At 72.8% G+C, this 26,980-nt stretch carries 21 protein-coding genes and 1 pseudogene; 6 read left to right on the top strand and 16 right to left on the bottom strand.

The annotated features are described in order from the left end of the window. Positions 1 to 40 precede the first annotated feature (40 nt). The gene (locus IPT68_RS19720; protein WP_189696170.1) at positions 41 to 1,972 is read left to right on the top strand and encodes an NAD(P)-binding protein; all 1,932 of its coding nucleotides are present in this window, start codon (positions 41 to 43) and stop codon (positions 1,970 to 1,972) included. A gap of 71 nt (positions 1,973 to 2,043) precedes the next feature. Here IPT68_RS19720 and IPT68_RS19715 read toward each other — a convergent pair whose 3' ends face one another. After that, positions 2,044 to 3,873 (bottom strand): S9 family peptidase, encoded by a 1,830-nt coding sequence (locus IPT68_RS19715; protein ID WP_189695771.1) that lies wholly within the window; start codon positions 3,871 to 3,873, stop codon positions 2,044 to 2,046. A 112-nt stretch (positions 3,874 to 3,985) separates the two neighbouring features. On the opposite strand from IPT68_RS19715, the gene IPT68_RS19710 reads away from it, so the two are divergent. Beyond that, positions 3,986 to 4,816 carry an SURF1 family protein gene (locus IPT68_RS19710; protein ID WP_228039771.1) on the top strand — a complete coding sequence of 277 codons (831 nt, stop codon included), beginning with the start codon at positions 3,986 to 3,988 and terminating at the stop codon, positions 4,814 to 4,816. Here IPT68_RS19710 and IPT68_RS19705 read toward each other — a convergent pair. The 10 genes and pseudogenes from IPT68_RS19705 to IPT68_RS19665 form a co-directional block, all read right to left on the bottom strand. Beyond that, a complete protein-coding gene (locus IPT68_RS19705; RefSeq protein ID WP_228039770.1) occupies positions 4,786 to 5,991 on the bottom strand; it encodes a hypothetical protein in 1,206 nt (401 codons plus the stop codon). The genes IPT68_RS19710 and IPT68_RS19705 overlap by 31 nt on opposite strands. After that, positions 5,988 to 6,563 carry a SigE family RNA polymerase sigma factor gene (locus tag IPT68_RS19700; protein WP_189696171.1) on the bottom strand — a complete coding sequence of 192 codons (576 nt, stop codon included), beginning with the start codon at positions 6,561 to 6,563 and terminating at the stop codon, positions 5,988 to 5,990. The genes IPT68_RS19705 and IPT68_RS19700 overlap by 4 nt, the downstream gene beginning before the upstream one ends. 519 nt (positions 6,564 to 7,082) lie before the next feature. Continuing rightward, entirely contained in the window at positions 7,083 to 8,135 is a 1,053-nt protein-coding gene (locus IPT68_RS19695; RefSeq protein WP_189695773.1) for an aspartate-semialdehyde dehydrogenase, read from the bottom strand. Beyond that, positions 8,132 to 9,409 carry an aspartate kinase gene (locus IPT68_RS19690; protein WP_189695774.1) on the bottom strand — a complete coding sequence of 426 codons (1,278 nt, stop codon included), beginning with the start codon at positions 9,407 to 9,409 and terminating at the stop codon, positions 8,132 to 8,134. Before IPT68_RS19690 ends, IPT68_RS19695 begins: the two co-directional genes overlap by 4 nt. Positions 9,410 to 9,640: 231 nt before the next feature. Beyond that, entirely contained in the window at positions 9,641 to 10,039 is a 399-nt protein-coding gene (locus IPT68_RS19685; protein ID WP_194073994.1) for a hypothetical protein, read from the bottom strand. Between the two features lie 7 nt (positions 10,040 to 10,046). Continuing rightward, positions 10,047 to 10,766: a hypothetical protein gene (locus tag IPT68_RS34180; RefSeq protein WP_228040745.1), complete on the bottom strand. Its 720-nt coding sequence runs from the start codon at positions 10,764 to 10,766 to the stop codon at positions 10,047 to 10,049. A gap of 889 nt (positions 10,767 to 11,655) precedes the next feature. Beyond that, positions 11,656 to 12,297: pseudogene (locus IPT68_RS35035) on the bottom strand (NB-ARC domain-containing protein); the annotation flags it as partial. Between the two features lie 80 nt (positions 12,298 to 12,377). Further along, positions 12,378 to 13,034 (bottom strand): DUF5063 domain-containing protein, encoded by a 657-nt coding sequence (locus tag IPT68_RS19675; protein ID WP_189695776.1) that lies wholly within the window; start codon positions 13,032 to 13,034, stop codon positions 12,378 to 12,380. Then, a complete protein-coding gene (gene recR, locus IPT68_RS19670; protein ID WP_189695777.1) occupies positions 13,027 to 13,626 on the bottom strand; it encodes a recombination mediator RecR in 600 nt (199 codons plus the stop codon). Before recR ends, IPT68_RS19675 begins: the two co-directional genes overlap by 8 nt. A 59-nt stretch (positions 13,627 to 13,685) precedes the next feature. Further along, complete coding sequence (locus IPT68_RS19665) at positions 13,686 to 14,027, bottom strand: YbaB/EbfC family nucleoid-associated protein (protein WP_189696173.1); 342 nt, start codon at positions 14,025 to 14,027, stop codon at positions 13,686 to 13,688. A gap of 298 nt (positions 14,028 to 14,325) precedes the next feature. Between IPT68_RS19665 and IPT68_RS19660 the strand changes: the two genes are divergently transcribed. Then, positions 14,326 to 15,075 (top strand): SLATT domain-containing protein, encoded by a 750-nt coding sequence (locus IPT68_RS19660; protein WP_189695778.1) that lies wholly within the window; start codon positions 14,326 to 14,328, stop codon positions 15,073 to 15,075. 178 nt (positions 15,076 to 15,253) lie between these two features. Here IPT68_RS19660 and IPT68_RS19655 read toward each other — a convergent pair whose 3' ends face one another. The 4 genes from IPT68_RS19655 to IPT68_RS19640 form a co-directional block, all read right to left on the bottom strand. Then, positions 15,254 to 15,898: a hypothetical protein gene (locus IPT68_RS19655; RefSeq protein ID WP_189695779.1), complete on the bottom strand. Its 645-nt coding sequence runs from the start codon at positions 15,896 to 15,898 to the stop codon at positions 15,254 to 15,256. A 145-nt stretch (positions 15,899 to 16,043) separates the two neighbouring features. Next, positions 16,044 to 18,002 (bottom strand): serine/threonine-protein kinase, encoded by a 1,959-nt coding sequence (locus tag IPT68_RS19650; protein WP_189695780.1) that lies wholly within the window; start codon positions 18,000 to 18,002, stop codon positions 16,044 to 16,046. A gap of 129 nt (positions 18,003 to 18,131) precedes the next feature. Continuing rightward, positions 18,132 to 18,596 (bottom strand): MarR family winged helix-turn-helix transcriptional regulator, encoded by a 465-nt coding sequence (locus IPT68_RS19645; protein WP_189695781.1) that lies wholly within the window; start codon positions 18,594 to 18,596, stop codon positions 18,132 to 18,134. Next, a complete protein-coding gene (locus IPT68_RS19640) occupies positions 18,593 to 19,204 on the bottom strand; it encodes a type 1 glutamine amidotransferase family protein (RefSeq protein ID WP_189695782.1) in 612 nt (203 codons plus the stop codon). The genes IPT68_RS19645 and IPT68_RS19640 overlap by 4 nt, the downstream gene beginning before the upstream one ends. Before the next feature lie 191 nt (positions 19,205 to 19,395). Here IPT68_RS19640 and IPT68_RS19635 point away from each other — a divergent pair, with 191 nt between their 5' ends. The 3 genes from IPT68_RS19635 (at position 19,396) to IPT68_RS19625 (ending at position 22,298) form a co-directional block, all read left to right on the top strand. Further along, positions 19,396 to 20,751, top strand: a complete 1,356-nt coding sequence (locus IPT68_RS19635; RefSeq protein WP_189695783.1) for an aspartate aminotransferase family protein — start codon at positions 19,396 to 19,398, stop codon at positions 20,749 to 20,751. 92 nt (positions 20,752 to 20,843) lie between these two features. Continuing rightward, complete coding sequence (locus IPT68_RS19630) at positions 20,844 to 21,545, top strand: GntR family transcriptional regulator (RefSeq protein WP_189695784.1); 702 nt, start codon at positions 20,844 to 20,846, stop codon at positions 21,543 to 21,545. Positions 21,546 to 21,647: 102 nt separating this feature from the next. After that, positions 21,648 to 22,298, top strand: coding sequence for a hypothetical protein (locus tag IPT68_RS19625; RefSeq protein ID WP_189695785.1), 651 nt, complete (start codon positions 21,648 to 21,650; stop codon positions 22,296 to 22,298). 215 nt (positions 22,299 to 22,513) lie between these two features. Here IPT68_RS19625 and IPT68_RS19620 read toward each other — a convergent pair whose 3' ends face one another. Beyond that, the gene (locus IPT68_RS19620) at positions 22,514 to 26,977 is read right to left on the bottom strand and encodes an nSTAND1 domain-containing NTPase (protein ID WP_189695786.1); all 4,464 of its coding nucleotides are present in this window, start codon (positions 26,975 to 26,977) and stop codon (positions 22,514 to 22,516) included. Positions 26,978 to 26,980 lie beyond the last annotated feature (3 nt).

Genomic DNA, 26,980 nt, shown 5'->3' with positions numbered 1-26,980 from the left:
CGTTCCGAATCAGAGCCGGCCGGGCGGCGCGCCCGCGCCCATGGTGGTGTGCGGCGACGACGGGCTCGCGCACCGGCTCGCGGCCGAACTCAGGGGTGTGTACGAGGAGCAGGTGACCCTCGTCGTGCCGCCCTCCGAGCGCCGGGTGCCCCAGCCGGTCGTCGGCCGGGCCCGGGCCGCGTCGGCGGCGCTGCTGGACCGCATGGTGACCGCGGCCGGCCGGGCCGCGGGCAACGGCACCCCGGTGAACGGCGAGAGCACCGGCCCCGTGCGGCTCGTGGAGGCCGCCGAGCCGTCCGAGCCCGTGCTCGCCGACGCCGGCGTGGAGCGGGCGACCGCGCTGGCGCTCGTGTACGACGACGACGAGACCAACATCCGCGCCGCCCTCACCGCCCGCCGCCTCAACCCCCGGCTGCGGATCGTCCTGCGCCTGTACAACCGGCGGCTGGGCCAGCACATCGAGGAACTCCTGGACCAGGCGGCCGCGTTGGCGACGGGCGACCCGCACGGCACGGGCGGCGGCTTCGACGCGTCCACGACCGTGCTGTCCGACGCCGACACCGCCGCGCCCGCGCTGGCCGCGACCGCCCTCGTCGGCACCAGCAAGGTCGTGCAGACCGACGGGCTGCTGCTGCGCGCGGTGGAGCGGACGCCGCCGGCGCCGGGTGAGGTCGCCGATCCGGGGCTGTGCACGCTGGCGCTGCTGTCGGCGACGAGCAGCGATCCCGCAGGCGCCGACGGGTCGGAGGGCAGCGGGGAGCGCGGCCCGCGCCTGCTGCCGGACGAGGAGGAGGTCGCGGCGGCCACCGGGCGCGGCACGGTCGTACTGGAACAGGTGTCGTACGCCGGCTCCTCCCGGTCCACCGGACGCGCGACCGGTGTCGTACCGCCGATCGCCTCGCTGTTCTCCCGGCGGCTGCGCTGGTCGCTCGCCGGTCTGGTGGCGGCCGTGGTCGCGCTCGCGATCGCGCTGACCGTCGTCACCGGCGACCACCCGCTGCACGCGACCTACCTGACGCTGCTCGACATCCTCGGCATCGACGACCCGGCCACCGGCGCGTCCCTCGGCCGGCAGATCCTCCAACTGCTCTCCGCCGTCGTCGGATTACTGCTGCTGCCGGTGCTGCTGGCCGCCGTGCTGGAGGCCCTCGGCACCTTCCGCAGCGCCTCCGCGCTGCGCAGGCCGCCGCGCGGGCTCGGCGGGCACGTCGTCCTGCTGGGCCTGGGCAAGATCGGCACGCGCGTGCTGACCCGGCTGCGGGAACTGCACATCCCGGTGGTCTGCGTCGAGGCCGATCCCGACGCCCGCGGCCTGGCGACGGCCCGGCGGCTGCGCGTGCCGGTGGTCCTCGGGGACGTCACCCAGGAGGGCGTCCTGGAAGCCGCCAAGATCCACCGCGCGCACACACTGCTCGCGCTGACCAGCGTCGACACCACCAACCTGGAAGCCGTCCTCTACGCCCGCTCCGTCCGGCCCGACCTGCGCGTCGTCCTGCGGCTCTACGACGACGACTTCGCCGCCGCCGTCTACCGCACCCTGCGCGCCGCGCACCCACTGGCGCACACCCGCAGCCGCAGCGTCACCCATCTCGCGGCGCCCTCGTTCGCCGGGGCGATGATGGGGCGGCAGGTGCTGGGGGCGATCCCCGTGGAGCGGCGGGTGCTGCTGTTCGCGGCCGTGGAGGTGCGGGGGATACGGCAGCTGGAGGGCAAGACGGTGGCCGACGCCTTCCGTGCCGGCTCCTGGCGGGTGCTGGCCCTGGACACGGCGGCCCCGGGGGAACGCCGGCCGGACCTGGCGACGAGTCCGGCGCCCGCGGGACGAGGCGCGACCGCGCCGGCCTCGGACCTCGTGTGGGACCTCCCGCCCACGTACGTGCTGCGCGCCGAGGACCGGGTGGTGCTGGCGGCCACCCGGCGCGGCCTCGCGGAACTGCTCGGCCGCAGGCGGCGGGAGCGGACCGGGAGCTGATCACCGAGTCCCCGTCGGGGCCCGGCAGCCCGCGGCGCGGGAACTGCCGGACCCCGGCGACGGGAAAGCCGTCAGCTCTGGCTGCCGCCCTTGAGGTGTCTCGCCGCGAAGTCCAGCTCCAGCCGTACCTGCTTGATCCGCTCGTCGACGACCAGGGAGCCGTGCCCCGCGTCGTAGCGGTAGACCTCGTGGACCGCGCCGCGCTCCTCGAGGCGCCCGACGTAGTTCTCGATCTGGCGGATGGGACAGCGCGGGTCGTTGACGCCGGCGGAGATGTAGACCGGGGCCTTGACCCGGTCGACGTACGTCAGCGGCGACGACGCCGCGAAGCGCTCCGGGACCTCCTCCGGGGTGCCGCCGAGAAGCGTGCGGTCCATGGCCTTCAGGGCTTCCATCTCGTCGTGGTACGCGGTGACGTAGTCGGCCACCGGGACCGCGGCGATGCCCAGCGTCCACGCGTCGGGCTGGGTGCCGAGGCCGAGGAGGGTGAGATAGCCGCCCCAGGAACCGCCGGTGAGGATCAGCCGCTCCGGGTCCGCCAGCCCCGAGCCGACGGCCCACTCGCGGACCGCCGCGATGTCCTCCAGCTCGATCAGGCCGACCCGGTGCTTCAGCGCGTCCGTCCAGGCCCGTCCGTAGCCCGTCGAACCGCGGTAGTTGACCCGGACGACCGCGTACCCGTGGTCGACCCAGGCCGCCGGGCCCGCCGCGAAGGAGTCGCTGTCGTGCCAGGTGGGTCCGCCGTGGATGTCGAAGACGGTCGGCAGCGGGCCGCTCGCCCCCACCGGCTTCTGGACCAGCGCGTGGATCCGGCCCCCGGGCCCCTCCACCCACACGTCCTCCACCGGGACCGAACCCGGCGACTTCATGCCCGGAGGGTCGAGCACCACGCCACCGGCCGTCGAGCGCACGGACGACGGCTCGGCGGCCGACGACCACAGGTACTCCACGGTGCCGTCCGGGCGGGCCGTCGCCCCCGACACCGTGCCGGTCGGCGTCGGGACCTTCACCAGCTCGCGCGTGCGCAGGTCGTAGCGGAACAGCTCGCCGCGCGCCTCGTGGCTGTGCCCGATCAGCAGTCCCGAGCCGTCCGGATACCACTCGGCGCTCACGTCGCCCGGCAGGTCCAGCGCCAGGTCGCTCTCCTCGCCCGTGGCGACGTCCCACACCAGCGGCTCCCAGCGGCCGCGCCGCTGGTGCCCGATGAGCAGCCGCGTGTCCCTCTCGACCGGCGCGAAGCCCAGCACCTCCAGGCCGAGCTCGACCGTGCCGCCCTTGGTGTCGTCCAGCTCGGCGACCGGCGTGCCGTCGGGGCGCAGCACGCGCAGCGCGGAGTGCATGGCGTCCCCGTGCTCGGTGTGCTCGACGGCGATCAGCGACCCGTCGTGGGAGAGGTCGCCCACGCCCGCCGACTCACGGTGCCGGTAGATCTCCACCGGCGCCTCGCCGACGCGCGCGAGATGGATGGTCGTACCGTCCTCGTCGGTGGAGCGCCCCACCACCGCCGTGCGCCCGTCCCGCCCCAGCGCGAGCCCGGCCGGGTAGGACGGGTCGAGCCCCGGTACGGCGAGCTCGTCCTCGCCGCCCGCGAAGGCCTGCCGACGCCACACGCCGAACTCGTCGCCGTCCTTGTCGTCGAACCACCAGATCCACTCGCCGTCCGGGGAGAGCACACCGTCCGTGGTGCCGTTCGGCCGGTTCGTCGCCTGGCGCTGCTCACCGGTCGCGCGGTCCCACGCGTACAGCTCGTACGTCCCCGTCGCGTTCGAGACGAACAAGGAGCGGTCGGGGGCGTCCTCCGCCCAGTCGGGCAGCGACACGCGCGGCGCCCGGAAGCGCTTCTCCCAGTCCGGCATGTCCTCGCGCCGCTCGGGCGAGGCGGACCCGTTGCTCTCAGTCATGACCCCATACTGCCTGCCCTCGCCCGCATTCCGCTGCCGAGGTCCCCAGCCTGTGGATAACTTCGGGACCCCGCGCCCCGCCCCTGCCCCCGCCCCCCGTACCTTTGGAGGCGTGTACCGGTTTCTGCTGACGCCCCGATGGTGGGGGATCAACCTCTTCGTGCTGCTCGCCATCCCCTTCTGCGTCTTCATGGGGTCCTGGCAGCTGAGCCGGTTCGAGGCGCGCGTCGAGGATCACCGCAGCGCCGAGGAGCGGGCCGCCGCGGACGAGAGGACGGTGGCCCGGCCGCTGTCCGAGCTGTTGCCGGTGGACAAGGAGACCTCCGGCGACCAGACGACGGTCAGCGGGCGCTACGGGGAGCAGTTGCTCGTGCCCGACCGGGAGCTGGACGGCGAGCGGGGCTCCTACGTGCTGACCCTGCTGCACACCGACGGCGGCAAGGCCCTGCCCGTCGTACGGGGCTGGCTGCCCGGGGCGCCCGGCGCCGTGAAGGTGCCCGAGCCGCCCCGCGGCGAGGTGACCGTCACCGGTGCGCTCCAGGCCTCCGAGAACCCCGGCGAGAACGGCGTCAGCGCGCGCGGCGGACTGCCCGCGGGCCAGACCGCGGCGATCAGCGCGGCCTCGCTGGTGAACCTCGTGCCGTACGAGGTCTACGACGCCTGGGTCACCCTGAACGAGGGCGACTCCGGGATGCGGGCCGTGCCGGTGAGCGCGGCGCCGGACACCGGGCTCGACCTGAAGGCCTTCCAGAACCTGGGGTACACCGGCGAGTGGTTCGTCTTCGCCGGGTTCGTGGTGTTCATGTGGTTCCGGCTGTTCCGCCGCGAGGTGGAGTTCCTGCGGGACGCGGAGATGGGGCTCGCCCCGGCACAGACGTCACCGGTCCCGGCGCAGGCCCCGTCGGACGCCGCTCACGACACCGACAGCACGCCCGTCCGGTAGACCGTCCCCGCGCACGCGTCCGGCACGGTCGCCGACACCGTCGGCGCCCCCGCCTCCGCCGTGTAGGACACGACGACGCTTCCGTCCACCGTGCCGTCCTCGGTCATCAGCTGCGCCGACGTCCCCGTGTCGCCGCCCGTGGAGCTGCCTTCCGTCGTGGCGCCGGGGTTACCCGTGGGGGACGGATCGGGCGTCGGACCGCCGTTGTCACCGCCGTCGTCCCCACCGGGGTCCGTCGGGCAGGTCTCCGAGGGCACCCAGGCGAACCGGACCTCGTAGGCCGCGCCCGGCTGGAGCACCAGCTGCGGGACCTCCTGGCCCGGGTCGGGCAGACCGGCCGCCGCGTCGCCCGCCGCGTGCGCAGCCACGCTGATCTTGGTGGCGTCCGCCGCGCCCTGCGCGAGCGGGGTCACCGTACCGGCGCCGCCGACGGTGCAGCCGGCGGTGGAGACGTTGGTGACCCGGAACGTGCCGTACACCGTGCCGGCGGAGTCGGGGACGGCCGCGGTCGCGGTGGCGGAGCCGAGCTGGTCCGCCGTGCAGACCGGGGCGGCGACCGCACTGGTCGCCGACGGGTAGACGCCGTCGGTGCTGTCGTCGACGACACCGCTGCTCGGGGTGGAGCCGGCGCCCTCCTCGTCCTTCGTCGGGCTGCCCTCGCCCGGGCCCTGGGCCGTGCCCGGGGACCCGCCCGAGGTGCCGCCGGTGCCCTCGGTGCTCCCGCCCTCACTCGCGCCGCCCTGCGCCTGCGAGCCGTGGCCGGCGATGGAGGGGTTGGCGTCGGGGCCGGTGGAGTTGGAGACGTGCACCAGAGCGGGTACGGCGGTGCAGACGAAGAGTGCCGCGGCCGCCATGCCGACGGCGGCCTGCCGCTTGCGCGCCCGACGGGCGGGCACCGCCCGCCGCAGGTGCTCCAGCGTGCCGTCGCGCGGCTCGATCTCCTGCACCGCCTGGTGCAGCATCCTGCGCAGTGCCAGCTCGTCCGAGTCGAGCCCCTCGGAGCCCTGGTCGTCGAGGCCGTGGTTCACAGTTCCGTTCCCAGCGTGCGGTTGCTTCGGTTCCTGGTCGTGCGCCTCGGCCGGCTCACGCGAGGCGTCGGGCGAGGAGTCGCCGGACACCCCCCGCGCCGGGTCCACCCGCGCGGGCTCGTCCCGCTCACGAGGCTCTCCCGTCATGCCGGCGCCTCCATGGCGAGCCGGAGCGCGGCGATGCCGCGGGAGCCGTACGCCTTCACCGAACCCAGCGATATGCCGAGCGTCTCGGCGACCTGCGCCTCCGTCATGTCCGCGAAGTAGCGCAGGACCAGGACCTCGCGCTGCCGGCGCTGCAGTCCCTTCATCGCCTTGATCAGGGAGTCCCGCTCCAGCTGGTCGTACGCCCCCTCCTCGGCGCTCGCCATGTCGGGCATCGGCTTGGACAGCAGCTTCAGGCCGAGGATGCGCCGGCGCAAGGCGGAGCGGGAGAGGTTGACGACCGTCTGGCGCAGGTAGGCGAGGGTCTTCTCGGGGTCACGGACGCGTTTGCGGGCCGAGTGGACGCGGATGAAGGCCTCCTGGACGACGTCCTCGCACGAGGCGGTGTCGTCGAGGAGGAGCGCGGCGAGACCGAGCAGCGAACGGTAGTGCGTGCGGTAGGTCTCGGTGAGGTGGTCGACGGTGGTCCCGGCCGCCACGACGTCGTCGGCGCCGTCACGCTGATTGGGTAGGCGGGCGGGCCGCGCTGCGGGCATGGGCGCGATCACCGGCATGCCGCCGGGCGCCCCGGGCATGCGGGTGCGGACGGGCCGCCGGGGCGGCCGCAGGGCCGTGCCGCCGGCCACCACGGGGAAGTCGAGTACCTCTGCCACGCCAGTTGGACACGTCTCCCCCCGCCAGGGTTGTACGTGCCGGACGTCACTCTCGTTCTCGCGTCAGGCAGCACCACCGACGGTGCCCCATGTGCCCTCATGCGTCCCGCTCTTCCCTATGTCCACATGAACGGGCGTCCCCACGCTCGCTCATCGGCGTCCCCACGCCTTGGATCTACGCGTCCCACAGCCCGGAAGGGCGACCGCAAAGACGCTCCCCGCCCTCCGCGCGGTTGCGGAGGGCGGGGAGGAAATTCTCGAACGCCGGTGGGGCCCGGAACAAGTGGTCCGGACCACGTGTCCGGCTCACCTGGTTTGCACAGCTTCCATGGATCCTACAAACAGATCCGGCCAGCGCCATGATTTTTTCGGTGTCCGTGCACCCCCGACCGAAAATCGTGCGCCCGCTGTCCGGACACGTCACGACATCTCGGCCGCCACCAGTTCCGCGATCTGAGCGGTGTTCAGGGCGGCGCCCTTACGGAGGTTGTCCCCGCACACGAAGAGCTCGAGCGCGGTCGGGTCGTCCAGCGCCCGCCGCAGCCGCCCGACCCACGTGGGATCGGTGCCCACCACGTCGGCGGGCGTGGGGAACTCCCCGGCGGCCGGATCGTCGCACAGCACGACACCCGGCGCCGTGGCGAGGATCTCCCGCGCCCGGTCCACCGTCACCTCGCCCTCGAAGCGGGCGTGCACGGTCAACGAGTGCGCGGTCACCACCGGCACCCGGACACAGGTCACGGCGACGGGCAGCCTGGGCAGGCCGAGGATCTTGCGGGACTCGTCCCGCACCTTCATCTCCTCCGACGACCAGCCGTCCTCCCGCAGGGACCCGGCCCACGGCACGACGTTCAGCGCGACCGGCTCCGGAAACGGTCCGGTGTTGTCCCCCACGGCCCGCCGCACGTCCCCGGGGCTGGTCCCCAGCTCGGTGCCGGCCACCAGGGACAGCTGCTCCCGCAGCGTCCGCACGCCCGCCCGCCCGGCGCCGCTCACCGCCTGGTACGACGAGACCACAAGCTCCCGCAGCCCGAACTCGGCGTGCAGCGCACCCAGGGCGACGATCATCGACAGGGTGGTGCAGTTCGGGTTGGCGATGATGCCGCGCGGCCGGACCCGCGCCGTGTGCGGATTGACCTCCGGCACGACCAGCGGCACGTCGGGGTCCATCCGGAAGGCGGCGGAGTTGTCCACGACCACCGTGCCCTTGGCGGCGGCGATCGGCGCCCAGTGCGCGGCGACGTCGTCGGGCACGTCGAACATGGCGACGTCGACCCCGTCGAAGACCTCCTCGGACAGGGCCACCACCTCGACCTCCTCGCCGCGCACGGCCAGCTTGCGGCCGGCCGAGCGCGGCGAGGCGACGAGACGGATCTCGCCCCAGATGTCCGCGTGCTGGGACAGGATCTGGAGCATGACCGTGCCGACGGCTCCGGTCGCCCCCACGACCGCGAGCGTCGGTCGTCCGGTCATCGGCCGGTGCCTCCATAGACGACGGCCTCGTCGCTGTCCGAGTCGAGCCCGAAGGCGGTGTGCACGGCGCGCACGGCCTCGGCCACGTCGTCGGCGCGGGTGACGACCGAGATGCGGATCTCGGAGGTCGAGATCAGCTCGATGTTCACCCCCGCGTCGCTGAGCGCCTCGAAGAAGGCGGCCGTGACGCCCGGGTTGGTCTTCATCCCGGCGCCGACGAGCGAGATCTTGCCGATCTGGTCGTCGTAGCGCAGCGAGTCGAAGCCGATGCCCGGCTTGTTCTTCTCCAGCGCGTCGATGGCCTTGCGGCCCTCGGTCTTCGGCAGCGTGAAGGAGATGTCCGTCAGCCCCGTGGAGGCGGCGGACACGTTCTGCACGACCATGTCGATGTTGATCTCGGCGTCGGCGATCGCGCGGAAGATCGCGGCGGCCTCGCCCGGCTTGTCCGGCACGCCGACGACCGTGACCTTGGCCTCGGAGGTGTCGTGCGCGACACCGGAGATGATGGCCTGCTCCACCTGCTGTTCCCCTTGCTCGATCGGCTCGCTGCTGACCCATGTGCCCTTGAGTCCGCTGAAGGACGACCGGACGTGGATCGGGATGTTGTAGCGGCGGGCGTACTCCACACAGCGGTGGAGCAGCACCTTCGACCCGGACGAGGCCAGCTCCAGCATGTCCTCGAACGAGATCCAGTCGATCTTCCGGGCCTTCTTCACCACGCGCGGGTCGGCGGTGAACACGCCGTCGACGTCGGTGTAGATCTCACAGACCTCGGCGTCGAGGGCGGCCGCCAGCGCGACCGCCGTGGTGTCCGAGCCGCCGCGGCCCAGCGTGGTGATGTCCTTGGTGTCCTGGCTGACGCCCTGGAAACCGGCCACGATGGCGATGTTGCCCTCGTTCAGCGAGTCCCGGATACGGCCGGGCGTGACGTCGATGATCCGGGCTTTGTTGTGGACCGAGTCGGTGATGACACCTGCCTGGCTGCCGGTGAAGGACTGGGCCGAGTGGCCCAGGTTTTTGATCGCCATGGCCAGCAGGGCCATGGAGATCCGCTCTCCGGCGGTCAGCAGCATGTCGAGCTCGCGCCCGGCAGGGATCGGGGAAACCTGCTCGGCGAGATCGATCAGCTCGTCCGTCGTGTCGCCCATCGCGGAAACCACGGCGACCACCTGGTGGCCGTTCTTCTTGGCTTCCACGATCCGCTTGGCGACGCGCTTGATGCCTTCGGCATCGGCTACGGAGGAGCCTCCGTACTTCTGCACGACAAGGCCCACGTGCGCTCCTCGCTCAGTCCGTCGTATGTTCCGCAGTCCACAGGTACGCATATGCACCGCGGTCGGCTCAGTCTAACGAGCGGCCGAAAATCACCTTCGCGATATCGCATGGTGAGATGTCCCGCCGCCCGCTCCGGAGGGGCACATGCCCGCACGGACCCGGGGCCACTCGGAAAGTGCCCCGCATCACAAAGCTGCACTCGCTCGGACGCGTCGCATCGATGGTCGAGCTCAGGGCGTGGGCCCACTGCCCGTCGAGGCCGACCCGATGTCACCGCCCGCAGCGACGGATCCCCTGCCTGAGGCGTTCACCTGCCCGGGTGGCGGGGTGCCGGGGCGGGGTGCGGGCTGCGGAACCGGGCCCGCCGCAGGCGTACCCCCACCGGTCGACGCGAATCCGATGCTCCCACCTGCCGCGACCGCCCCGTCACCGGAAGCGTCGACCCCCGACCGTGCGCCGCCGAACTGCCCGAGCAACGCGAGCGCGACTCCGACGAGCCCGACGGCCGCGCCCGTCACGCTGGCGATCTGATCGGCTCTGCCGAGATCGACCGCGGCCACCACCACAAGCGTGATCACACCGACCCCGCACAGCCCGATTCCACTCAACAGCAACGGCTTCGAGTTCATCGGGCCATCATGGCGCGTCCGGCAAGCCCGTGACACGGGATTCGCCGCCTGGCGGGGGCAGCGGAGGCGGAAGGTCGTCCTGCATCCGGCGGGTGAGCGACTGGATCTGGGCGTTCAGGGCGCGTACCCCGTCGGCGGAGACGTCGTCGTCCATGACGGAGACGATGAGGAGCAACGCCTGGGCCATGAACAGCATGGGTGCTCCCGGGCCGAGGTGCCGGGTGGCCGTCGCGACCGCCTCTCTCGCATGCATGACAGCCCCGGCGGAGTCCTGCTTCATACCGTGCAAGGCGACAAGGTGCAGTCTCGCGGCGATGGTGTCGGTGTGCCCAGGGCCCAGCACCTGCTCGCATTCGGCGAAATGTGCCTCGGCCGGCACAAGTTGTTCCTCGGCCCATGCGCGCGCCTCCTCCAGGGACACCTCGTCGGCCATCCGGTCGAACAGCTCCTTGAAGCCCTCGCCGGATCGCTCCTGAAGGACGGTCACCATCTCCGACCCCATGGTCGTCATGAGGTCGCCGGGGCCGGCCATGCCGCCGATACGGCCTCGTACCTCGAGGGTCAGCGGATGCCGAGCACCCAGCGCGCGGACGCAGTCGGCATGTACGTGGCTCAGGCCGTCGAGCGCTCCCTTGATGTCTCCCAGGACCACCTGGATCGAGGCGAGATCGGCCCGTGCCCGCAGAGTGTGCGGATCGGGCGCTGATCGTTTCGGGATGGCGGTCACCCAGCACGCTGTGGCACAGGTCGGCGTGCCGGGTGGCCTCCTCGACGGACGCCGGGCCGAGATCTATCAGCCGGCTGCGCACGGTCAGTGCAGAGAGGTGCTCGGGCCCGACGAGGCGTACCAGGCCGGTCTCGGCACGCAGGAGGAGTTCCCTGGCGCGGGTCGGCATGCCTTGGCCGGCGGCGAACCAACCCGCGCGGCTGAGCGCCCGTGCCAGGTCCTCGGAGTCCGCCTCCGGAGGGCGGAGCACCGCCATGGCCTCGACGTGCGGCAGCAGGGCACGCCAGGTGGGCCAATCGGCCGGGTCGTCAACGTCGTCGGGCAGCGCGGCCACCAAAGCGCTCGCCGCCCGGTCCCGCGCCCGGTCCACCTCCTCCGGCGAGCGGTGCGGTTCACCGGCCTTGCGCGAGACGGCCTGGACCAGACCGTGCACGGACAGCGTGCCGGTGTCCCGGTGCACCTTGATCATGCTGTGCGCGGCCAGTCGGCCCACGGCACTGCGCACGGTCAGTTTGTCGCCGAAGCCGTCGAGCAGGGAGCGGGGGATGCCGTCCGGGGCGTACCAGGCGAGGAGGAGCAGGATCGCCACGGCCGTCGGGTCGGGGGCGAGGCGGTCGAGAGTGATGTGCCAGACGCGGGCGACGGTGCGCTCCGGATCGCGCCCTTCGGCCGTCGTGGCGTACACCTGGCCGGGGACTTCGGCCAGCAGTTCGAGGTACTCCTGGGCGCTCGTGCCACTTGCCTCGCAGTACGCCGCCGCCTGGTGGACGGCCAGCGGCAGACAGCCAAGCTCCGCGCAGATCTCGGCGACGCCTTCCCCGGCATCGGGGCAGATTTCCAGGAACAGATCGACGGCGTCCTCGTGGTCGAGTACGTCGACCGGCAGGGGCTCGGCGACGCCCCGCCAGCCAGTAGCCCTTCTCGTGGTGATCAGAAAACGGCCGTGTGCACCCGCGCGAGCCATCAGAGGAGAGATGTCGGCCGGCTCGGAGACGTCGTCGAGGACGAGCAGCCAGTTGTCGTGGGAGGCCAGCCATTGCAGGGCCCAGGTGCTCAGCTGCTCCTGCGAGAAGACCGTCGCCAGGGCGGGGTGCAGCTCCGCGGCGAGCGATGCCAGTCCCGCGTCGATGGCGGCCGGGCTGTCGGCGGTGATCCACCACACCAGGTCGCACGTCACGCACTCGGCCACCCAGTGGGCGGCCAGCGTCGACTTGCCGATGCCCCCCAGTCCGTGCAGCGCCTGCGCGAAAGGACCTTCGCCGGATGCGAACGCGTCGCTGAGGAGACGGAGTTCGCGCCCACGTCCCTTGAACAACACACCCGGGCGCTCGAAGACGTTCGTCAGGCGGGGCGGGCAGTCCACCGAGGCCGCCTGTGGGTGGATGGGCGGCGCCAGGAAGTTGGCGGTCCCGATGTACTGCGTACCGATCGCGCCCGGCGCGGTGACGGCGGTGCCTATGTCACCGCCCGCCGCGACCGACCCGTCCCCCGAAGCGGTCACCGCGGGCCGCCGCTCGAACACGCCACTCATACGTCACATGATGGCGCCCGACGGGCACGACCGTCAGGCAAGTGCGCACATTTGAGGCGTCCGCCGCCCGTGTCGCCCGGCTACTTCACCCGCAGGCCCAGCGGCCCCGCGATCTCCTGCTGCATCACCTTGCCGGCCTCGATCTCGAGCGTGTCGTCGCCCATGCCGTGGTCGGTGTCCAGGCCGTCCAGCTCCTCCAGGGGCTGGTTCAGCCGGACGTGGATGAGGACCGACTGCAGGGCGCGCAGGACGGCGGAGGCGGTGGGGCCCCAGTTGGAGAAGTAGGAGAACTGCCACCACCACAGGGCCTCCGTGACGCGGCCGGCGCGGTAGTGGGCCATGCCGTGGCGGAGGTCGGTGATGATGTCGGCGAGGTCGTCGGAGATGCGGGCGGGAACGGGGGCCTTGCGGGGCTCGTAGGGGTCGAAGACCTCGGAGTAGACGTCGATCGGCTCCAGCAGCCGCGCGAAGTTCTCCCGGAGTCCGTCGACGTCGGGCTCGGGGCCGAGGTCGGGTTCGTAGCGCTCCTCGGGGACGATGTCCTCGTGGGCGCCCAGGCGGCCGCCGGCCAGGAGGAGTTGGGACACCTCCAGCAGCAGGAAGGGGACGGCCGAGGCCGGCTCGTCTCCCCTGGCCACCTCGGTGACGGCCACCAGAAAACTCTCGACCTGGTCCGCGATCTGGACCGCGAAGTCGCCCGGGTCCCGTGTCGTGGAGTGCAGCGTGGCGTCAGACATCTAGGAGTCGTCTCCCCTCGAAGGCGCGACCGAGGGTCACCTCGTCCGCGTATTCCAGGTCCCCACCCACCGGGAGGCCGCTGGCCAGGCGGGTGACCTTCAGGCCCATGGGCTTGATCATGCGGGCGAGGTACGTCGCCGTGGCCTCGCCTTCGAGATTGGGGTCGGTGGCCAGGATCAGCTCGGTGACCGTCCCGTCGGCCAGCCGGGCCAGCAGCTCCCGTATCCGCAGATCGTCGGGGCCGACGCCCTCGATCGGACTGATGGCGCCGCCGAGCACGTGGTAACGGCCGCGGAACTCACGCGTGCGCTCGATCGCCACGACGTCCTTGGGTTCCTCGACCACGCAGATCACCGCCGGGTCGCGGCGGCTGTCGCGGCAGATGCCGCACAGCTCCTCCTGGGCGACGTTGCCGCAGGTGGCGCAGAAGCGGACCTTCGCCTTGACCTCCAGGAGGGCGTGCGCGAGCCGGCGGACGTCCGTCGGTTCCGCCTGCAGCACGTGGAAAGCGATCCGCTGGGCGCTCTTGGGACCGACGCCGGGCAGCCGCCCCAGCTCGTCGATGAGGTCCTGGACCACGCCTTCGTACAACGGACTGCCGCCCTTCCTGGGTCTCGTTCAGTACGTACGGTAGTTTCCCGCAGTCCGGCTCAGAAGGGCAGACCGGGGATCCCACCGCCGCCCAGGCCCTGCGCCAGCGGGCCCAGCTTCTGCTGCTGGAGGGTCTGCGCGTTCTCGTTGGCCGCGTGCACCGCCGCCACGATCAGGTCGGCGAGGGTCTCGGTGTCCTCCGGGTCCACCGCCTTCGGGTCGATCCGCAGCGCGCGGAGCTCACCGGCGCCGGTGACCGTGGCCTTCACCAGGCCGCCGCCCGCCTGGCCGTCGACCTCCGTCTGCGCCAGTTCCTCCTGCGCCTTCGCCAGGTCCTGCTGCATCTTCTGGGCCTGCTGCAGCAGCTGCTGCATGTTGGGCTGGCCACCACCGGGGATCACGATCAGCTCCTCTTCGGCGCTCACGAGGCACGGGGTTTCCCGCTCAGCACGAGCCTACGTGGTCCACGCGGCCGTCGCCCCAGCACTCTTTCGAGTGAGAGGACTCCGTTTCCTATACCTGATCAAGGCCCACTTCCGGGCGGAAAACAGGGGAAAGCAGGCCTTCGCCACCCATTGGGCGGTAGGAAGGGTTCCGGCGCATCGGCGTCACCATCGGGCGGGACGTCGTGGCGACGCGGGCTCCGCCCGTACGACGTGTCACGCACCGTGATCAGCTGTGGTCGATAGGGAGTGCCGGGTGGGTCAGCCGGAGATGCAGCCCGAGGGGCCGCCTCAGGACGGGCGGGGCGAGGGCGCGGCCGGACTGCGGCCGGGCGATCTGACCGGGCGGGCGTTCCCGCCCGGGGACTGGGCGGAGCCCGCGGTCCGGCTCGACGAGCTCTACCGGTGGGTGGAGCGCGGGGCGCTGGAGACGGCGGCCTGGTACCTCGCCGACCGGGTGTGGAAGCGGCGCAGTGCCCGGGTGCTGCGGGGCGGGGCGGCGGTGGGAGCGGTGACCGGGGCCGCGCTGCCCTTCCTCGACCTGACCGGTGTGGTGGGAGGCGTGGCGCCCTGGGGGTACCTGGCGCTGCTGCTCGGGGTGTCGTGTGTCGCGGTGGACCGGTACTTCGGCGTGACGTCCGGGTGGATAAGGGACGTGGCGACCGCGCAGGCCGTCCAGCGCAGGTTGCAGGCGTTGCAGTTCGACTGGGCGTCGGAGAGCGTGCGGGAGGTCCTGGGGCCCACCGAGGGGACGGCCGGGGAGGCGGCCGAGCGGTGCCTGGGGGTGCTGCGCAGGTTCTCGGAGGACGTGACGGAGCTGGTGCGCACGGAGACGGCGGACTGGATGGTGGAGTTCCGGACCGGGTCGGCGCCGCTCGGCATCCAGTCGGCGCTGGCCTCGGGAGGGCGGCCGGAGGGGGCGGGCGGGCAGGGGAGGTTTCCGTTGCCGCCGGGGGCCGGGGCGCGGCCGAACATGCCTCGGCAGCGGCCGCCGGAGCCGAGGTGAGGTGACGGCGGGGGGAGGGCGTGCGGTGACCCGGGGTGCCTGCCCACCCGGCGTCGGGGTGTCGGGGGTGGGGTGCGCAGCCCGGCGCCACGGGGTGCCGCCCGTGTGGGACGCATGTGTCCTCCTGGGCCGAGACGCCGCTTGCGCGGTCCATGGGCGCACTATTGCCGTGACCACATCAACAGCCCCGCATGGGGGCCCGGAGGGTCGCCCGCGTCACCCACGCGGCGCTCAGCAGCCGGGCCATGGGCGAGAACATCCGCTGCTTCTCGTCCGGCTTGGGGGCGCTGTTGCGGTGGACCTTGCCGTCCCGCAGGCCGCCGATCAGCTTCACCTCGCCCTCCGCCGGACCGCCGGAGAGCAGCACGAGCAGCTTGAAGTGGTCGCCGGGGTTGAGCGGGACGCGCGGGATGGTCACCGTGCTGCCGATGTGCTCGAAGCCGTTGGCGCCCGTGAAGTGGCTGTTGAGGTGCTCGATGCCGGAGGGCTGGGTGACCGAGACGGCCTGGACCGTGCGGCCCGTGAACTCGGCGGTCAGGCCGTGGACCTCGGAGGAGGTGTAGTCGTTGTCGGCCACGCTCTGCGATCCGTCGTTCTCGATGCGCAGCAGGACGAGCGAGGCGTCGGCCATGTTCGGCACGTCGAAGTCCCCGAGCCGGGGGTTGGACGACCCGTCGCCTATCGGGCTGTCCATCTGCACGCGGTAGCCGATCAGCTTGCGGCGCGGCACCCGGCGGTCGTACAGGAACATCGCGATGGGCACGAGGAGACCGAGGACGGACGTGCCGATGGCGATGACGCTCTCGATGTTCAGCCACTCCACTGGTGGTCCCCCGCCACTCCCAGAGCCCGGATGGTGGGGTCACCGTACGTCTGACCGAAAGGCCGGTCAGGGCGCCGGCATCAATGTTCGCTGTCCGTTCAACTTCCTCACGGGAAAGGGGAATTCGGCCGTGACCCGGCACGCGTCACTGGTGCCGGTAGGTCAGTTTCTCCCCCGTGGTCCCGTTCACGCGCTGGAGACCGCCGTCCGGCAGCAGGGTGATCTCGGTGGCCGCGCCCGGCGTGCAGGCGGTGGGCGGTTCGCCGACCGTCACCGTGGACGGGCCGACCCGCACCGGACCGTCCGCGCCGGGCTCCTCGGTCAGCTCCGCCTGGAAGACGCAGTGGTAGCTGCCGCCGCCCTCGGCGGGTCCGTCCGCGACGAGGGACAGGACCGTGTCGCCGACCTCGCCCTGCTGGAGGATCAGCCGCCGGGTGTGCAGGCCGCTCGCGTTGTCGATGGTCGTCGTCCAGGTGCCGAGGTAGTCGCCGGGTATCGCCCCGTCGGCGGCCGCGGACGAGGCCGACGGGGAGGGCTCCGGCGCCGGCGTGGACGCCTCGGGGGTGACCGGGGCGGAGGATTCGGCGGACGCGGAGGTCGTGGGGCCGGGCTGCGGACCCTCGCCGCCGTCCATCAGCGCGTACACCGACCCGCCGGCGGCGAGCGCGACGACCACCGCGATGGCGACGAGCGCGGCGGTGGCGCGCCCGCTTCGGCGGCCCGGCTCCTCGGAGGTGACGACGGCGGGCGGGCCGTAGGGCGGGGTGGGGCCGAGACCCCCGTAGGCGCCGCCGGCGTACGGGGCGGTGCCGTAAGGGCCGTGGGCGTGGGGGCCGGACGGGTAGGGGGTGCCCGCGTACGGGCCGTGGCCGCCCGGGTACCCGCCGCCGGTCGGCGCGCCCCCGTTGGGGGGTCCGTACGCGGGGGCGTACGGCGGTGCGGGCGCCGGGGCCGGCGCGGAAGCAGCTCCCTGCGGCTGCTGGGGATGGCCGTGCCCCTGCTGCAGGGAGCCGTACGCCGGATGCGGCGGGGCCGCCGGGGCGGCACCCCCGGGCGCGGCCACCGTGGGCATCCGGTTCAGCGGCTGCGGCCCCGGCTGTCCGGCGGCCGGCGGTGCCGCCTCGTCGGCGGCCGACGCGTGCTCGGGTGAGGCCCCCCGGTCCGTGTCCTCGCCCCCGGCCCCCTCCGGGTCCTCCGTCTCCAGCAACTGCACCGCGTGCCGGCCGAGCTGCGCCACCAGCGCGCCCGGCAGCCAGGGTTCCCGGGACCGGCCGCCGGTGACGGTGTCCTGCGCGCCCGTGCGCTCCAGGATGTCGTCCAGCGTCGGCCGGGCGGCCGGGTCCTTGCGCAGGCAGTGGCGTACGAGGTCGGCGATGCCCTCGGGGACGCCGTCCAGGTCGGGTTCCTCCTGGGCGATGCGGAACATCAGGGCGTGCACCCCGCTGTCGGCGCCGCCGAAGGGGAGGGTGCCGGTGGCGGCGTAGGCGAGGACGGAGCCGAGGCAGAACACGTCGCAGGCGGGCGTGATGCGGTCGCCGCGCACCTGCTCGGGCGCCATGAAGCCGGGCGAGCCGACGAGCGCGCCGGTCCGGGTCAGGCCCCCGTCGGTCACGGTCTCCATCGCCCGCGCGATCCCGAAGTCGATGACCCGGGGTCCGTCGATGGTGACGAGCACATTGGACGGCTTGAGGTCGCGGTGCACGATTCCGGCGGCGTGGATGTCCTTCAGCGCGTGCGCCAGCCCGGCCCCCAGGATCCGCACCGAACGCTCGGGCAGCGCCCCGTGGTCCCGCCCGACGACCTGCTGCAGACTCGGGCCGGCGACGTACCCGGTGGCCACCCACGGCACGGCCGCCTCGGTGTCGGCGTCGAGCACGGGAGCCGTCCAGTGACCGCCGACCTGCCGCGCGGCCCGCACCTCCTGCCGGAACCGCGCGCGGAACTCCTCCAGCGCCGCCAGCTCGCTGCGCACCAGCTTGACCGCGACGGTCCGCCCCCGGTCCGACCGCGCCAGATACACGTGCCCCATCCCGCCGGCGCCGAGCCGCGCCAGCAGCCGGTAGGCACCGATCCGCGGTGGATCCCCAGGCCCCAGTCTCTCCACGGCGAATCCGCCTCCCCCATCCGCCCCTGTGCGTTGACCGAAGAATAATGCGGCGGTACGGGGAGACGGCCGGCCCGCTTTCCACGGTTCCGTAACGGAATCCGAGGCTCTGGTGACGGTCCGCGCCCGCTACGGCTCCACGGCGGCCGTCGGCATCCCCACCTCGTCGAGCACCCGCGACAGCCGCTCCAGCGCGCGCACCGCCTCCTCGAACTCCTCCTCCCCCAGCGCCCGCGCCAGCCGGTCCGCGAACTCGGCGTGCCCGGGGTCGATGCGGCGCACCGCCGCCAGGCCCGCCTCGGTGGGGGCCAGCAGTTTGGCGCGGCGGTGGGCGGGGTTGGGCCGGTATTCGGCCAGGCCCCGCTGCACCAGCAGGTCGGCGACGCGCTGGACGCTCTGCCGGGTGATGCCCATCGCGCGGGCGATCCCGGCGACGGGCAGCGGCTCGGGCAGCACCGCGCCGAGGACCTGCCACCAGGCCGCCGTGAGCCCGGCCGGGCGGGCCAGTTCCTCCGCGACCGCGAGGAACTGGCCGTTGAGCCGGAACACGCCGAGCGCGCCCCGGCTGAGCAGGTCCTGCCGCCGGCGGCTCACCGTGCACCCGCCTGTTCGAGGACGGCGTACGCCTCGGCGTCGGAGTCGTGGAACAGCCGGTACCAGGCGTCGAGCACCTCGCCCTCGTACACCCCGAGCAGCCGGAGGACCTCCCGGGCGAAGGCGACCGGCTCGGTCGGCCCGGCGGTGATCAGGAGTCCGTCGGTGACCGCGTCGGCGTCGACGTACCGTGCGCCGCCCCGGTAGCCGGTCGCGGCGAGGTAGAAGGAGACCGCGCTGGTGTGGGCCCGGTCGTCGAGCAGGCCCTCGCGGGCGAGCCCGGCGGTGGCCCCGCAGATCGCGGCGACGGGGACCCCGGCGGCCAGGAACTCCCGCGCCTTGCGGGCCATCGGCGCCAGTTCGTCGCCCGCGTCCCAGAGGTCGGCGCCCGGGAGGATCAGCAGCGCGCTGTCCTCGGGCCGTACGTCGTCCAGGGCCACATCGGGCTGGACGCGCAGGCCGCCGATGCTGGTGACCGGGTCGGTGGTGCGGCCGACGGTGCGGATCGGGTGGCCGGCGCGGGCGAGGAACGCGGTCGCGTGCCCGGTCTCCCAGTCGGCGAGGGTGTCGTAGACGGCCAGGTGGACGGGCTTGCGGCTGCTGTTCATGACTCCTCCTCGGGCCATGCGGCGAGGCGAGGACCGCCTCATGACAGGATGCTGTCATTTTCGACAGCATCCTGTCAATGACTGGCCCGGGCGATCCGGCCGAGGCCGTCGACAATCTGTCGCGGAATGCGCCAGAGCCCATACAGGACGCCGATGTCGCGTCCGCATCCCGGACACCTACGCTCGGCCGCATGACCCCTCAGCCCCGTCCCGCCGCCGGCGCAGCCGTGAAGGCCGCGGACCGCGCGCACGTGTTCCACTCCTGGTCCGCGCAGGAGCTCATCGACCCGCTCGCCGTCGCCGGTGCGGAGGGGTCGTACTTCTGGGACTACGACGGCAACCGCTACCTCGACTTCACCAGCGGGCTCGTCTACACGAACATCGGCTACCAGCACCCCAAGGTCGTCGCCGCGATCCAGGAACAGGCCGCGACCCTGTCCACGTTCGCGCCCGCCTTCGCCGTCGAGGCCCGCTCCGAGGCCGCCCGGCTGATCGCCGAGCGCACGCCCGGCGACCTCGACAAGATCTTCTTCACCAACGGCGGCGCCGACGCCGTGGAGCACGCGGTGCGGATGGCGCGGCTGCACACCGGCCGCCCCAAGGTGCTGTCGGCGTACCGCTCGTACCACGGCGGCACCCAGCAGGCCGTGAACATCACCGGCGACCCGCGCCGCTGGGCCAACGACAGCGGCGCGGCCGGTGTCGTGCACTTCTGGGCACCCTTCCTGTACCGCTCGCGCTTCTACGCCGAGACGCAGGAGCAGGAGTGCGCCCGGGCGCTGGAGCACCTGGAGACGACGATCGCCTTCGAGGGCCCGGCGACCATCGCCGCGATCATCCTGGAGACGATCCCGGGGACCGCGGGAATCATGGTGCCGCCGCCGGGGTATCTGGCGGGCGTCCGCGAGATCTGCGACAAGTACGGGATCGTCTTCGTCCTGGACGAGGTGATGGCGGGGTTCGGGCGGACCGGCGAGTGGTTCGCGGCGGACCTGTTCGGCGTCGTTCCGGACCTGATGACCTTCGCCAAGGGCGTGAACTCCGGTTACGTGCCGCTCGGCGGCGTCGCCATCTCCGGGGAGATCGCCGCGACCTTCGGCAAGCGGCCCTACCCGGGCGGGCTGACGTACTCCGGCCACCCCCTGGCCTGCGCCGCCGCCGTCGCGACGATCAACGTGATGGCCGAGGAGGGCGTCGTCGAGAACGCGGCCCGGCTGGGCGCCGAGGTCGTCGAGCCGGCGCTGCGGGAGCTGGCCGAGCGGCACCCGTGCGTGGGCGAGGTGCGCGGCACCGGCATGTTCTGGGCGCTGGAGCTGGTGAAGAACGAGGAGACCCGCGAGCCACTGGTGCCGTACAACGCGGCCGGTGCCGCGAACGCCCCGATGGCGGCCTTCGCGGCGGCGGCCAGGGCGGGCGGCATCTGGCCGTTCGTGAACATGAACCGGACGCACGTCGTACCGCCCTGCAACGTGACCGAGGCCGAGCTGAAGGAGGGCCTGGCGGCGCTGGACGCGGCCCTGTCCGTGGCCGACGAGCACACCGAGTAATCACGGCCCGGCATCCGAACGCGTAAGGTGGCGTGCTCGTGGACCCGTACCACGAACACGCCACCCGCACGTGACGAGGAGACCCCCCGCCCATGCCCGGCAACGGCGCTGTGACCCGCAGCACCCTGCGGCAGCAGATCGCGGACGCGCTGCGCGACGAGGTGCTGGCCGGACGGCTCCAGCCGGGGCAGGAGTTCACGGTCAAGGAGATCGCCGACCAGTACGGGGTCTCCGCGACGCCGGTGCGCGAGGCGCTGGTCGACCTGTCCGCGCAGGGCCTGCTCGACGCGCTCCAGCACCGCGGCTTCCGGGTGCGCGAGTACTCCCGCGCCGACTTCCGCGGGCTCGTCGAGGCGCGCAGCCTGGTCGTCGACGGCATGTTCCACGCCCTGGAGGGGGGCCGGGGCGGGCCCGCGCACTACCGGGACACGGCCGATGCGCACGCGCTCGCCGCACTCGCGGGCGTGCGGCGGCGCGGCGAGGAGGCGCAGCGCGCCGCCTGCGCCGGGGACCTCACCGTGCTGATCGGCTACGACCTGCGTTTCTGGCGGGAGCTGAGCGGCCTGTTCGGCAACCCCTACCTGGGGGACTTCCTGCACCGGTTGCGCGTGCAGTCCTGGGTGTGCACGGTGCAGCACCTGCGCCGGGCCGGTGATCTGCGCGGCCAGCTGTGGGCCGAGCACACCGAACTGATCGACGCGCTCGCCCGGCGCGACACCACCGCCGCGCGCTCCATCGTCGCCGCGCACAACGCGCACGCGCTGGCTCTGATCGAGCGGCTGGCCACCCGCTGACGTGGGTATGGGACCTGCACGCGGGGCCCCGCCCCGCAGCACACGGATTACCCTTCTTCGACCAACGCGCTGTGCGCCGCCTGTGTGGTGAGGAGCCCTCTTTTGGCCTGTGACCTGTGGCTGGTACCGCTCGTCGACGTGTTGTGCCACACCCCCGACAACCCGTTCGCCGAGGAACTCGCGCAATACAACAAGGTGCTCGCCGAGGCCGGGCTGCCACCGGTGCCGGTGTACCAGTACATGCCGGGCCTGTCCGGCGAGGTCGCCCCGGTGGCCGGCTTCGACTACGACGCGCTGCACTTCCTGCGCCGCGCGTACCTGCTGCAGGTGTGCGGCCTGCCGGTGACACCGGTCGACGAACTGGGCGGCGACTACGAACAGCTGCTGGAGATGTTCGAGACGACGGCCCAGCAGTCCCACCTGGTCTGGCACTACGACCACGCGGGGGCGTACGTCCCCGTCGACTTCCCGCACCCGTTGTCCGACGAAGAACTCCTGGCCGGCGGCGGCCCGTTGGGCTCCGCGCAGGCGCTGCTGCGCGAGCTGGAGTTCGTGGCCCCCTCCATCGGCATCGACCCGGCCAACCCTCCGGCGGCACCGCAACCTCCCCCCGGTCCCACGGAGTTGGAGGAGCCCGCCGTACCCGCCCCGTACGACCCGAGCCCGTTCGCCCGCGAACGTCACGTCTGGCTGGGCCTGCACGCGGCGGCGACCCGGAGCCTGGCGCAGGGGTCGATGATCGTGTTCAGCTGAGACTTTCGGGCGGAGAGGGAGCCAGGGGCTCCGGCCCCCTCCCCGACCGGGGTCACCGCTGGTGCGGCAACCTGATCGTGCGAACGAGGGGCATGTCCGCGTACCGCTCGGGCTCGACGGTCAGCACGTGCCGGCCGTCCGGCCAGTCCGGGCATTTCACTCGGCGGAGTGAAGGACGGCGAGCGGCAGCCGCGGGTGCGCCGGGCGGTCTGCGGTCAAGCGCAGGAGTCGCGGTGGGACAGGTGCGGGAAGAGGCTTTCCCACTGGCCCTCCGGGACGCTCAAGGGGTACGCCTCGCACATCTCCTGGTAGAGGTGATCGGTGTCGAATTCCAGGAGGTGGGTGTTCCGGTCGTCGAGAGAGCTGCCGAAGGTGCGTTCCACGGTGACCGCCAGCCAGTCGGGGCCCTCGGGCGAGTCGGAGCGGGGCACGTGGACGTCCTCGGCGTTCGCCAACTCCACGAACTCCGGGAAGTCCCACCTGCCGTCCGGGCCGACGGTCCAGATGCGGTACGGGGTGCCCGTCACCACATGGCGGCCGTCCGGGGTCATGGAGATGGAGGAGACGGCGCGGTCGAGCCGTAGGTCCCGCTTCTTCTTCGGACGGGCGGGATCGGTGACGTCCCAGAACTGGACGGTGCCGTCGCTGAGTGCTGTCGCCAATTCCCCGTCGACGGTGGGGAAGTAGTTGCCGGGAGCAGCCGGGACGCGGGCGCCGCCGTCCGGCTGCGTGGGGTGGGAAAGGTCCCACACCCGGATCACGTGTGCGACGTCCTCGGTGACGAGTTGCCGGGACCCGGCGTCGTACATCGAGCTCTTCATCAGCGCCACGCCCTTCACGCGCCCGCCCTTGTGGGGCCGGGCCGGGTCGGAGAGGTCCCACAGGACGAGATCCTCACGGTTCTCGACGGTCGCCAGGGCGCGGTCCCCGGCGAACCACAGCTCTCCTGTGGCGAAGAGATCCCCGTTGATCGGTGCGTCGACCGTGCCGACGCGCACCGGCTTCGCCGGGTCCTCGATGTCGTACAGGGCGATGCCCTGCTCCTCCGCCGAGCCCGCGGCCAGCAGCCGGCCGTCCGGGCTCACCACGACGCGCGGGACGTCGGCGGTGAGGCGGATGCTGCGGCCCCTGGTCGGCTCGCCGTCGGCGTCGAACGTCCAGAACTGGAAGGTGTGCTCCAGTCCCTCGGTCCAGTAGTGGGCGAGGAGTACGGGCTTCTTGTGGCTGTTGAGGAAGTAGTTGGCCTCCCAGCCCCTCGGCAGCGTGTAGCGGACCCTCGGGGCGCGGGTGTCGCCGATGTCCCACACCCGGGTCCGGGTCGTGGAGTCGGCGTTGTAGGTCTGCGCGAGGACCAGCCTGCCGTCGCCGCTGAAGGCACTGGTGCCCGCCTCGACGAAGGACGGCACGGTGCCTTCGATCGCGGGGGCCGAACTCCGGCCGGGCCACAGCCGAATCTCGCCCGCCACGTCACCGGCCGCCAGATACCGGCTGTCCGGGCTGAAGACGACCGACTGTGCGGGCTCGCCCGACGGCAGTGGGGAGAGATCCTCCCAGTTCGCGACGTCCGAGATCTTTCCGGTCACATCGCCGCGGTGCACGCCGTTGTCCCGGTCCGCTCCCGCGAGGAGCCTGCCGTCCCCGCTGAAACTGAGCGAGGGGATGCCGTCCGGGTGGCTGCCCCAGTAGTCGCGGTAGTCCTCCACCTCGACGCGCCGCAGTTCCCGGCCGTCCACCAGCTCCCACCAGGCGACCTTCCCACTGGCCCCCGTCGCGACCACCAGGTCGCGCTTCGGGTGCGCCGCGACCGCCATGACCGTCTCGGCCCGCTCGGTGTCCCGCAGCGCGGGCCGGTCCGGGTGGGTCAGGTCCCACAGCCGCACCTGAGCGGGCTGCTCGCTGTCCCCCTGCCCGTTGCCGTTGCCGGTGATCAGATGACGTCCGTCGCGGGTGAACGCCAGCGAGATCACCTCCGCGTCCGCGATCGCCCGCTCCACGCGCAGCGCGGGGTGCGACGGGTCGCTCACGTCCCACAGCCGGAGCCGGCCCGCCTCGCTGCCCGCCGCGAGCGTCCTGCCGTCCGGGCTGAACGCCAGGGTGAAGGTGGTGCCCTCGGCGATGGGCATCCGGGCCACCCGCCGGGGTGCGCGCGGGTCGGTGGCGTCCCACAGCGTCAGCGACTTCGCCGTCTGCGCGGCCAGCAGCCGCTTGCGCGGGTGGTGGGCGATGGCCCCGCTGCCGACCAGCTCGAACTGCCCCGCCTCCACCGGGACCGAAGGCTTTGTGACGTCCCACAGCCGCACCCTGCCGCCTCGGTGAGCGGCGGCCAGCACCTTCCCGTCCGGGCTGTAGGCGAGGTTGAGCACCGGCTCACGCTTGTGACCGCCGGGCGAGAGATGGGTGGGTGCGACCGTCGTCGCCGCCGAGTAAAGGCTCGACCGGGTCTCCGGTGTCGGCGCCGTGCGGTACGCGGCGAGGCTGAGCCGCAGGGCGGTCTGCGGGTCGCGCTCGCGCATGATGTCGGCCTGGGTGGCCAACTCCCGGGCGATCAGGCTGCGTTCCCGGTCGGCCGCCTGACCGTTCTCGTACAGCGCCCAGCCCGCCAGCACCCCGGCCACCAGGGCGAGGGCCGACAGCCCGGCGATCCAGGCCCGGGTGACCGACCGTCTGCGCCGCTGCGCCCGGTCGGCGGCCGTGACGAAGTCCCGTACCACCTGGCGGATGGGCAGTCTGGCCGACCGTTCGGGTCCCACCAGCGCCCTCGCCTCGTCCAGGCTCGTGCCCGTCCACAGTCCGCTGCCGTGCTCCGACCAGGACTCCGCCGCGTCCGTCAGCCGCCGCAGCCGGAGCAGATCGTCGCGCACCTCGTCGATCCAGTCGTGCAGCCGCTGCCAGGCGTACAGCAGCGAGTCGTGGCCGAGCTGTGCTCCGCCCTGCTCGTCGACGACGACGAGGCGGGCGTCGGCGAGGCGGCGCATCAGGTCCTCGGCGCCGGCCAGCTCCTCCCGGGGCACCCGGCGGCGCACCAGCCGTCCCTCGCCGTCGGCCACGTTGACCATGGCCAGCGTCAGCTCCCGCAGTCGGCTGCGGCCATCGTCGTCGAGGTCGGCGTGGATCCGCTCGGCGGTGCGGGCGACGGCGTCGCGGATGCCGCCGGCCTCCTGGTAGGCGGCGTAGGTGAGGGTCGCACCGCGGCGCCGGAGCCAGATCTCGCGCAGGACGTGCGCCAAAAACGGCAGCGCGGCCGCGTCCCCAGGGCCGCCGCCCGCCCGTTCCTCGCTCACCTCGCGCCGGAGGATCTGCGGGACGCCCGGTTCCCACTCCAGACCCTCGTACCGCGCCGGTCCGACGATGGCCGCCTCGATCTCGGCGTCGTCGAGCGCGGGCACGGTGAAGTGCTCGCGCGCCACGAGGGGGCCCAGATGACGGTCGCGCAGGGCGTCGTCGTGGTAGTCGGCGCGCAGCGCCAGTACGATCCGGGGACCGTGGTCGGCCGTGAGCGCGGCCGCGAAACGCCGCTGCTCATCAAGGTCGGCGGCGTGGGTGAAGTACTGCTCCAGCTGATCCATGACAAGGACGCCGGGCGACGGTACGTCATCGGCACCGAACACCCCTCGTTCCAGATCCCGTACCACCTCCGGGACCGGCCGTCCCACCGCCGCCGCCCAGGCCTCCGCGAGGGCACGGAACGGATGTGCCCCTGGTGCCGCCACGATCCGTACCGGACCCAGCTCCGCCTCCTCGGCCGCCACGGTCAGACCGGCCCGCAGCAGCGAGGACTTGCCGACGCCCGAGGTCCCGATCACCACCAGTGGCTCACCTGGCCGGGTTCGCTCCACGCGCCGCAGCAACTCGCGAGTCACCTCGTCCCGGCCGAAGAAGAGGTGATGCTGCTCGGGCAGAAAGGGCACGATGCCCGGGTAAGGGCTGACCGCGTCCGGGTCCGCGGCGGTGACGGCGGCCTCGGGGCCGGGCGCGTAGCGGCGGTTGACGGTGAGGACCAGTTCCGCCATCCGCGCGGTGCCGCCGCCGTACGGCCGGGCGGGGCCGCCCTGGAGGCGCTGGTCGAGGAGCCGGTAGAGGCTGCCCGGCGTCAGCAGGCGGGGCCCGCCCGCGTCGCCCTCCCGCAGCAGGCTCAGCAGATGGCCCGTGAACAGGGTGAACTCGGCGCCCTCGGGGGCGTAGGCGAGGGTGTCGCGCAGCGCGGAGGCCAGCAGATAGCTGCCCTGGGGCCGGCTGCCGCCGAACGGGTCCGAGGTCGTCGGACGGCTCGGCTCCCGCGCGTTCCCGGCGAAACAGCAGTCGAGCACGATGAGCGGATCGGCGGACCCGTCGCTCAGATAGCGCTCGATCTCGGAGTACGGCACCGAGTGTGCGGTGTCGGTGAGGGAACTCGTCGCGGCCGTCGCGAGATACAGTCGCCCGCCCGGGCCGCGCAGTCCGTGGCCGACGTGGCAGAAGACGACGACTCCGCTCTCGTACCGCCCCTCGACGGGCCCGGCGCGGTCCACCGCCTCGGCGAGCGCCGCGAGCACCTCGCTCGGCGACTGCGGGTCGCACAGCAGCCGTACCCGGTCGCCCATGCCGCACTCCGTGGCCAGCACCTCGGCCAGGGCCCACGCCGACGGCACTGCGGAGGGCAGCGGGTGCAGCAGGTCCCCGGGGTGATTTCCGGTGCCCACGAC

Origin of the sequence: Streptomyces chromofuscus, from assembly GCF_015160875.1 — a bacterium.
Lineage (GTDB): Bacteria > Actinomycetota > Actinomycetes > Streptomycetales > Streptomycetaceae > Streptomyces > Streptomyces chromofuscus.
This window is presented reverse-complemented; position numbering and strand designations above follow the sequence as displayed.